Genomic DNA, 7,999 nt, shown 5'->3' on the forward strand with positions numbered 1-7,999 from the left:
CCCACCGAGGCCCTGCCCCCCGGCTGCCGGAACGGCACCTGCACGGTGAGCGACCTGGCCCCGGGCCGCAGCGCGGTGGTCCGGGTGGTGCTCTCGCCCGTGGCGGCGCTGGACACCACCATCACCGCGGAACTGACCACCACCGGCACCGACGCCACCCCGGGACCGCACCGGGCGAGCACCCCGCTGCGGATCCTCCAGCCCCGCATCGTCGCGGTGCCGCCGATCGGCAAGCCCGGCTTCGTGACCTCGGTGCGCGGCGTGGACTTCCCGCCCGGCGCGCCGGTCCGGTTCACCTGGAAGCCCGGCATCACCGCCGAGGCCGCGCCCACCCGCCCGAAGGGCGACGGGACCTTCGCCGGCCAACTGCTCATCCTCCCCAAGGACGAGACCGGCCCGCGCACCATCACCGCCGAGGGCCCCGGATTCTCCCCGGTGACCTGCCCCTTCCTGGTGGTGGAGGGCAGCATCGGCCCGCCCGGGGAGGTGGAGCGGCGGTGATCCACGAGGTCGACGAGGCGCTGCGACAGCTGCTCGCCGGGACCGGTCTGCCCGAGCGCGGGATCGACGTGGTCTTCGACGCGCCCACCCGGGACTTCGCTGCCCGGCGCAACGCGCCCACGGTCAGCGTCTACCTGTACCGGCTGCGCGAGGACACCGGCCGCCGGCAGGCCGGCACCGTCGCGGAGTACGACGCGGACGGCCTGGTGACCGGCCACCGCCCCGCGCCCCGCTGGTTCGAGCTGGCCTACCTGGTCACCGCCTGGACCAACCGGCCGCAGGACGAACACCGGCTGCTGGCCGAGGTGCTGCAGTGCCTGACCGCCACCGACACGCTGCCCGCCCGGTTGCTCACCGGCACGCTGGCCGAGCTCGGACTGACCGTCGGGCTGGACATCGCGGGGCGCGACACCGGACTGCCGTCGGTGTCCGACGTCTGGACCTCGCTCGGCGGGGAACTGCGGCCCTCGGTCGACCTCCGGGTGCTCGCCCCGCTGCCCGGCGGGCGCAGCCCGGCAGGGCCGCCGGTCACCGAGGGGCTGGTGCTGCACGCCGGCGACACCACCAACGTCGGGGACACCACCAACGTCGGGGACATCGCCAACGTCGGGGACATCGCCAACGCCGGCGACACCACCCCGGCCGGCCCGCCGCCCGCCGACGGCCCGGGCCGCCGGCTGCGCTACCAGGGCGCCGGGGACCCCGGGCCGGACGGCTTCGCCGCGCCCCGGGAACGCGGGCTGCCGCCCGGCCGCCGGGCCCGGGGCAGGGCGCGATGAGCCTCGACCTCGACCGGGCCCCGGAGGCCGCGTCGGCGGCCAACGGCGCACCGCCCGGGCCGGACCAGGACGGGCCGTCCGGTCCGGACGACAGCGCACCGTTCGGTCCGGCCCCCGACCAGCTCTGGGAGCGGCTGCACCGGGTCGAACGGCGGGTCCGCGCCGCGGTGCGCGAGCGCCGGGCCGACGACCCGGACCCGGACGACCCGTACCGTGGTCAGTACCTCGGCCCGGAGGCGGTGGAGCGCATCCTGGCGGCCTCCGCCACGGTGCACCGGGCCGCCCCGGACCCCGGCGACGGCCCCGCGCCGCCGCCCGGCTCCCGGCTCGGGCGGCTCAGCGCCGCCTTCGGGCTGCTCCCGGTCGACCTCGACCTGCTGCTGGTGGCGCTCGCCCCGGACCTCGACTCCCGCTTCGAGCAGCTCTACGGCTACCTCAACGACGACCTGACCCGCCGCCGGGCGACCATCGGCCTGGCCCTCGACCTGTGCGGACTGCCCGGGGCGGGCGCCGGCCGCTTCCGGTTCTCCGTCCGGGCCCCGCTGATCGCCGGCGGCCTGCTGGAGATCACCGAGCCGGACCGCCCGCTGCTCTCCCGCACCCTGCGCGTCCCGGACCGGGTGACGGCCCATCTGCTCGGCGACGACGAGCCGGACGGCACCCTCGCCGGGCTGGCCCGCCGCGTCGGGCCCGGGCGCCGCTCCCACCAGCCCCTCGAACAGCTGCGCGTCCTGGCCGCGGACGGCGGGCTGGTGCACCTGCTGGACCGGGGCGGGCACGCCGGCCCGCTCGCGGTGGCGGCCCTCGCGGCCGACGGCCCGCCGCCCCTGGTGGTCGACGCCGCCGCGCTCGCCGCCCGCCCGCCGGAGGCCACCGTACGGGTGCTCGCCCGTGAGGCGCGGCTGGGTGGGGGCGGCGTGGTGCTCGGACCGCTGGACCGGTTCGAACCCGAACGGCCCGAGCGGGCCGCGCTGCTGCGCGAGCTGTGCGCGGAACTCGCCGGTGTCCCGCTGGTCGTGCACGGCCCGCAGGTCTGGGACCCGGCCTGGGCGGCGCGGAGCCCGGTGGTGCTCACCGTCCCGCCGCCGGGCGCGCGCGACCGGGCCGGGCAGTGGGCCCGCGCGCTGGGGGCGGCGCCGGATGCTTCGGAGCCGGGTGCTTCGGAGTCGCGCGAGGAGCAGGACGAGGAGTTGCCGGAGGAACTGGCCGAGGCGGTGGCCGCCTACCGGCTGGACCAGGAGCAGCTGGCCCGCGCCGCCTCGGTCGCGGCCCGGACGGCGGCCGCCGAGCGGCGCCCGGTCCGGGCCGAGGACCTGCGCACGGCGGTACGGGCGCAGAACGCCGCCGGACTGGCCCGGCTCGCCCGCCGGATCGAGCCCGCGGTCGGCTGGTCCGACCTCGTCCTGCCCGCCCCCACCGCGGGCCGGCTGCGCGAGCTCGTGCTGCGCGCCCGGCACCGCGACCAGGTGCTCGGGCAGTGGCGGATGCGCCCGGGCGGTGGCCGGGGAAACGGCGTGATCGCCCTGTTCGCCGGGGAGTCCGGCACCGGCAAGACGATGTCGGCCGAGGTGGTCGCCGCCGAACTGGGCATGGAGCTGTACGTGGTGGACCTCTCCACCGTGGTGGACAAGTACATCGGCGAGACCGAGAAGAACCTGGAGCGGATCTTCACCGAGGCCGCGCAGGTGAACGGCGTCCTGCTGTTCGACGAGGCGGACGCGCTGTTCGGCAAGCGCTCGGAGGTCAAGGACTCCCGGGACCGCCACGCCAACGTGGAGACGGCCTACCTGCTCCAGCGGATGGAGTCCTTCGACGGGATCGCCGTGCTGACGTCCAATCTGCGGGCCAACCTCGACGAGGCGTTCACCCGGCGGCTGGACGTCATCGCCGAGTTCCCGCTGCCGGACGAGACGCAGCGTCGCCTGCTCTGGGACCGCTGCCTGGGGCCGCTGGTGCCCCGCGGCGACGACCTCGACCTGGACTTCTGCGCCCGGAACTTCGAGCTCACCGGCGGCTCCATCCGGGCCTGCGCGGTCTCCGCGGCGTATCTGGCCGCCGGGACGGGCGCCCCGCTGGGGATGGCGCAGCTGGTCTCCGCGGTGGTCGGCGAGTACCGCAAGCTCGGCCGACTGGTGCTGGCGAGCGAGTTCGGGCCGTGGCTGGGCGCGCTCGGGGACACCGGGCACGGCTGACCGCCCCCGGGACGGCGGGGCGGCGGGGGCAGCCCGGGACGTCCGGGGCGCCTGCGCGGACGTCCGGCGGTGTCCGCCGGGGGCAGCGGTTCCTGCCCCCGGTCCGGGACCCGCGGACATGTTTCCGGGTGACGTCCGGGCAGCAGACTCGGGGGCGAATGACCGGCGCAATGCTTGACCAGCCGAAGGAGCGCGTATGCCGTCGTACCTCACCCCGGGCGTGTACGTGGAGGAGGTCCAGTCCGGTGCCCGGCCGATCGAGGGCGTCGGCACGGCCGTCGCCGCGTTCGTCGGCTTCGCCGAGACCGGGCCCTTCCACGAGCCCACACTGGTGACCAACTGGGACCAGTACGTCCAGCGGTTCGGCGGCTTCACCGAGGGCACCTACCTGGCGCACTCGGTGTACGGCTTCTTCGCCAACGGCGGCGGCTCCGCCTACGTGGTGCGGGTCGGCGACCCGGCCCGGCAGGCGCCCGGCGCCGCCCCCGCCGTCACCGCGGCCCCGCCCGTCGAGATCGCCGGGTTCCTCTTCTCCGCCCGGCCGGGCGCGGGCGCCGAGGTGTCCGTCGAGGTCGCCGACCCGGAGGGGGAGAACGTCCCCGAGGACCGCTTCCGGCTGCTGGTGCGCCGGGGCGCGGAGGTCACCGAGACCTACGACGTCTCGACCCGGAAGAGCACCAAGGGCTACGTCGTCACCCAGCTGCGCGAGTCGAAGCTGGTCGCCGTCGCCGAACAGCCCGGCACCGCGCCGAGCCGCCCCGAGCGCCGCACCCACGCCCTGGCCGCCGCGCCCGCGCCGGCCGCGGCCCCGGTGGGCCGGCTCGACCCCGCCGAGTACGTCGGCGACGCCGCCGCCCGGACCGGCTTCGGCGGCCTGGAGGCGATCGACGAGATCACCATGGTCGCGGTGCCCGACCTGATGAGCGCCTACCAGCGCGGCGACCTCGACGACGAGGGCCTGCGCACCGTCCAGCTGGCGGTGATGTCGCACTGCGAGCAGATGGGCGACCGGATCGCCGTCCTGGACCCGCCGCCCGGCCTCAACGCTCAGCGGATGCGCACCTGGCGCAACGACGAGGCGGGCTTCGACTCCCGCTACGCCGCGCTCTACTACCCGTGGATCAAGGTGTTCGACCCGGCGAGCGGCCGCAACGTGCTGGTCCCGCCGAGCGGGCACGTCGCCGGGGTGTGGGCGCGCAGCGACGCCGAGCGCGGCGTGCACAAGGCGCCCGCCAACGAGGTCATCCGCGGCGCGGTGGACCTGGAGCTGCGCCTGAGCAAGGGCGAGCAGGACCTGCTGAACCCGATCGGCGTCAACTGCGTCCGGGCCTTCCCCGGGCGCGGCATCCGGATCTGGGGCGCGCGCACCCTCTCCTCCGACCCGGCGTGGCGCTACCTGAACGTGCGCCGGCTCTTCAACTACCTGGAGGAGTCCATCCTCCTGGGGACCCAGTGGGTGGTCTTCGAACCCAACGACGACCGGCTGTGGTCCAGCATCCGCCGGAACATCACCGCGTTCCTCACCGAGGAGTGGCGGCGCGGGGCCCTGTTCGGGCAGACCGCGGCCGAGGCCTTCTACGTCAAGTGCGACCGCGACAACAACCCGCCGGAGTCCATCGACCTCGGCCAGGTGATCTGCGAGATCGGCGTAGCCCCGGTGAAGCCCGCGGAGTTCGTGGTGTTCCGGCTGTCCCAGTTCTCCGACAGCACGAGCCTCGTCAACGAGTGACCGGCCCGGTCGGCACCACACCCCTCGGCGCCACTCCTCGGCACCCCTCGCATCGGAAGGTGACACAAACCCATGGCTGAAGGCGATCCGCTCTCCACACATATCTTCGGCGTCCAACTCGGCGGCTACAACGTCGAGTCCGTCAAGGAGATCAGCAACCTGACGGTCGAACAGGACGTCGTCGAGTACAAGCAGGTGACCCAAGAGGGCAAACTGATCGTCCGCAAGCAGCCCGGCGCCCGGCTCCCCGGCGAGGTGACCATCACCCGCGGCCTGGACAAGAGCGGCGCGTTCACGGACTGGATCAAGGAGACCCTCAACAACGGGGCGATCAACACCGCGCGGCAGAACCTCACCATCGAGGTCAAGGACACCACCGGTGCCACCCTGCGGCGCATCCAGCTGACCAACGCCTGGGCGAGCCGCTGGGAGGGACCCACCCTCAGCGCCGGCGAGTCCAGCGCCGCCACCGAGACCGTGACCATCGTGTTCGAGGAGATCTCGGTCGAGTGAGGCGGAAGATCGGCCTGGAGGAGCTGCTGGAACGCGCTCCGGCCCCGCAGAACACCGCGCCGCCGCAGCAGGCCCCGGCGGCAGCGGCGGCGCAGCCCCGGGCGCGGGCGCCGCACACCGAGTTCGAGTTCGAGCTGCCGCTCGGCTACGTCGACGACGAGGGCACCGTGCACCGGCACGGTGCCATGCGCCTGGCCACCGCCCGCGACGAGCTGATGCCGCAGATCGACCTGCGGGTCAAGGAGAACCCGGCGTACCTCAGCGTGGTGCTGCTCAGCCACGTGATCACCAGGCTGGGCGACATCACCGACGTGCACGCCGGGGTCGTCGAGCGGATGTACGCCACCGACGTGGCCTTCCTCCAGGACCTCTACCAGCGGATCAACAGCGAAGGCCACACGCGCGCCGCGGTGACCTGCCCGCACTGCGACGGCGCCTTCGAGGTCGACCTCGCCGGTGGGCGCCTGGGGGAATCGTGACGTACGCGCCTGCTCGGCTGTACGAGGAGATCGCGTACATCGCCTTCCACTTCCACTGGCAGCGGGAGGACATCCTCGACCTGACCCACCGTGAACGCGGGCAGTGGGTCAGGGAGATCGCGCGGCTCAACACCCGCATCAGCGAAGGCGGGTGAGCCGGGTGGGGCTTCGGGACTGGATCGGCCGCCGCAGGGGCGGCGAGGGCGCCGTCAACGGTGCCGCCTCCGGTGCCGCCTCCGATGACACGGAGGCGGCCCGGGGCGCGGGCGAGGCCGCTCGGCGGCGCCCGGCGGCCGGGGACGGGGGCTGGCGCGCGGTCGCGCCGCTGGTCCCGACCCTGGCCGGGCCGGCCCACGGCGTCAGCGACGGCCTGAGGTTCCGCGCCCGGCTCACCGCCTGGCAGGACCCCTCACTCTGCGGTCCGCTCGGCCACGCGGTCCTGCCGACCGCCCCGGTCGGCATCCTGCGGGCGGTGGCGAGGCCGGGCGCCCCGGCCCCCGTCTGCACGGGCGGGGACGAGTTGGTCGTGCCGGTCGTGCCGAGCGAGGCCGGGGCCGAAGAGCCGCCGGAGAACGGGCCGTCGGGCGCGGCGCGGTCGGCGCGTCAGGCGCGTCCGGTCCAGCGGTCCGTCCGGCTGCGCCGGCTTCCGGTGCGGTCCGGGCCGCACCCGGCCCGCGTGGGTGGGGCCGACTCGCGCGCGGCGGCCGAGCGCGCCGACAGCGGTGTACCGAGGCCCGCCGCGGCGACACCCGGCACGGCGGCGCCCGGTGCGTCCGTGCCCGGTGGGTCGAAGTCCGCTGCGGTGCGGGGAAGTTCGCCGAAGCCCGAAGGGTCGCAGGCCGCCAGTGGCCCGCTCGGTGCGGCGACGCCCGAAGCGGCCGCCGCCCGGCGCCCGAACCACTCGGCGGTCCGGGCCGACCGGCCGGTGCGGCCGCGTCCCGTCGGGGCCCCGCTGGTCGTGGCCCGGCGGCCCAGCCTGTTGCCCGCGCGCCCCGTGGCGGCCGTCCCGGGGCAGGTCAGGGCGCCGGCCGCCGTCACCGAACCGGCGAGCCGGGGTGCGGGCGCGCCGCGGCCCGCGGCGACGACGGAAGAGACGGCCGAGGGCACGCGCCGCCCGTCCGCGAGCGGCGCAGCCGCCGAACGGCCGGCGCCCGGCCCGGCCGACAAGCCCGCGTCCACGCGGAACGGGCCGACCGACAACCCCGCGTCCACGCGGAACGGGCCGGCCGGCGGCACCCCCGTCCAGCGCGCCGCCGCGCCCGGCACCGCCGCACCCGCCCGTCCGGTTCTCGGCGCGCCGCTGACCGCGCTGCCCGCGAGCGCCACGCCTCTGGCCGTCGACGGCCCCCGGGCCTCTGGTGCCGCCCCGGCCGGGCCGGCCATGCCCGTCGTTCCCGCCGACGCGGGGTCCACCCGCGCTGGGACGGGCGGCTCGGCCGATGCCCGGCCGGCCGGAGGCGGGGGCCGGGACGTCGCCGGTGCCGCCCGACGTACCGCCACGGTCGGCGAGCCCGCCCGCCCGGCACCCGCCCGCCCCGAGCACGGGGGCGCGCCCGTTCAGCGAGCGCGGTCCGGGGCCGGTACGCCCGCACCGTCCTCGTCCCCCGATCGCGCCCTGCCGGGCCGGCCCGCTCCAGCCCCTGTCGGCCGCAGCGGGCCCGCCGAGGGCGCGCCCGTTCAGCGCGCACTGCCCGGGGCCGGTACGCCCGCACCGTCGACTCCGACCCCCGACCGTGCCGCACCGCTCCCGCCCATGTCCCGACCCGCTGGCACCGTTTGGTGGTCAGGTGCGGCGAGTAGTTGTCG

At 76.2% G+C, this 7,999-nt stretch carries 6 protein-coding genes and 2 pseudogenes; 7 read left to right on the top strand and 1 reads right to left on the bottom strand.

Features of this window, described 5'->3' with window-relative positions; all coding sequences use genetic code 11:
* The 7 genes and pseudogenes from ACIQOV_RS16890 to ACIQOV_RS16920 form a co-directional block, all read left to right on the top strand.
* Positions 1 to 501, top strand: a pseudogene (locus tag ACIQOV_RS16890) (hypothetical protein); the annotation flags it as partial.
* Positions 498 to 1,280, top strand: a complete 783-nt coding sequence (locus ACIQOV_RS16895; RefSeq protein WP_401049234.1) for a DUF4255 domain-containing protein — start codon at positions 498 to 500, stop codon at positions 1,278 to 1,280. The pseudogene ACIQOV_RS16890 and the gene ACIQOV_RS16895, both read left to right, overlap by 4 nt.
* A complete protein-coding gene (locus ACIQOV_RS16900; RefSeq protein ID WP_401049236.1) occupies positions 1,277 to 3,472 on the top strand; it encodes an ATP-binding protein in 2,196 nt (731 codons plus the stop codon). The genes ACIQOV_RS16895 and ACIQOV_RS16900 overlap by 4 nt, the downstream gene beginning before the upstream one ends.
* 196 nt (positions 3,473 to 3,668) lie before the next feature.
* Positions 3,669 to 5,201: a phage tail sheath family protein gene (locus tag ACIQOV_RS16905; protein ID WP_401049237.1), complete on the top strand. Its 1,533-nt coding sequence runs from the start codon at positions 3,669 to 3,671 to the stop codon at positions 5,199 to 5,201.
* A gap of 72 nt (positions 5,202 to 5,273) precedes the next feature.
* Complete coding sequence (locus ACIQOV_RS16910) at positions 5,274 to 5,714, top strand: phage tail protein (protein ID WP_030290301.1); 441 nt, start codon at positions 5,274 to 5,276, stop codon at positions 5,712 to 5,714.
* Positions 5,711 to 6,193, top strand: a complete 483-nt coding sequence (locus ACIQOV_RS16915) for a hypothetical protein (protein ID WP_359897850.1) — start codon at positions 5,711 to 5,713, stop codon at positions 6,191 to 6,193. Before ACIQOV_RS16910 ends, ACIQOV_RS16915 begins: the two co-directional genes overlap by 4 nt.
* On the top strand, positions 6,190 to 6,348 hold the full coding sequence (locus tag ACIQOV_RS16920; RefSeq protein WP_359897849.1) for a DUF6760 family protein: 159 nt from the start codon (positions 6,190 to 6,192) through the stop codon (positions 6,346 to 6,348). Before ACIQOV_RS16915 ends, ACIQOV_RS16920 begins: the two co-directional genes overlap by 4 nt.
* A 1,587-nt stretch (positions 6,349 to 7,935) precedes the next feature.
* Here ACIQOV_RS16920 and ACIQOV_RS16925 read toward each other — a convergent pair.
* Positions 7,936 to 7,999 (bottom strand): annotated as a pseudogene (locus ACIQOV_RS16925) (transposase); the annotation flags it as partial.

Origin of the sequence: Kitasatospora sp. NPDC091257, assembly GCF_044757675.1 — a bacterium.
In the GTDB taxonomy this organism is placed as follows: Bacteria; Actinomycetota; Actinomycetes; order Streptomycetales; family Streptomycetaceae; genus Kitasatospora; species Kitasatospora lactacystinica.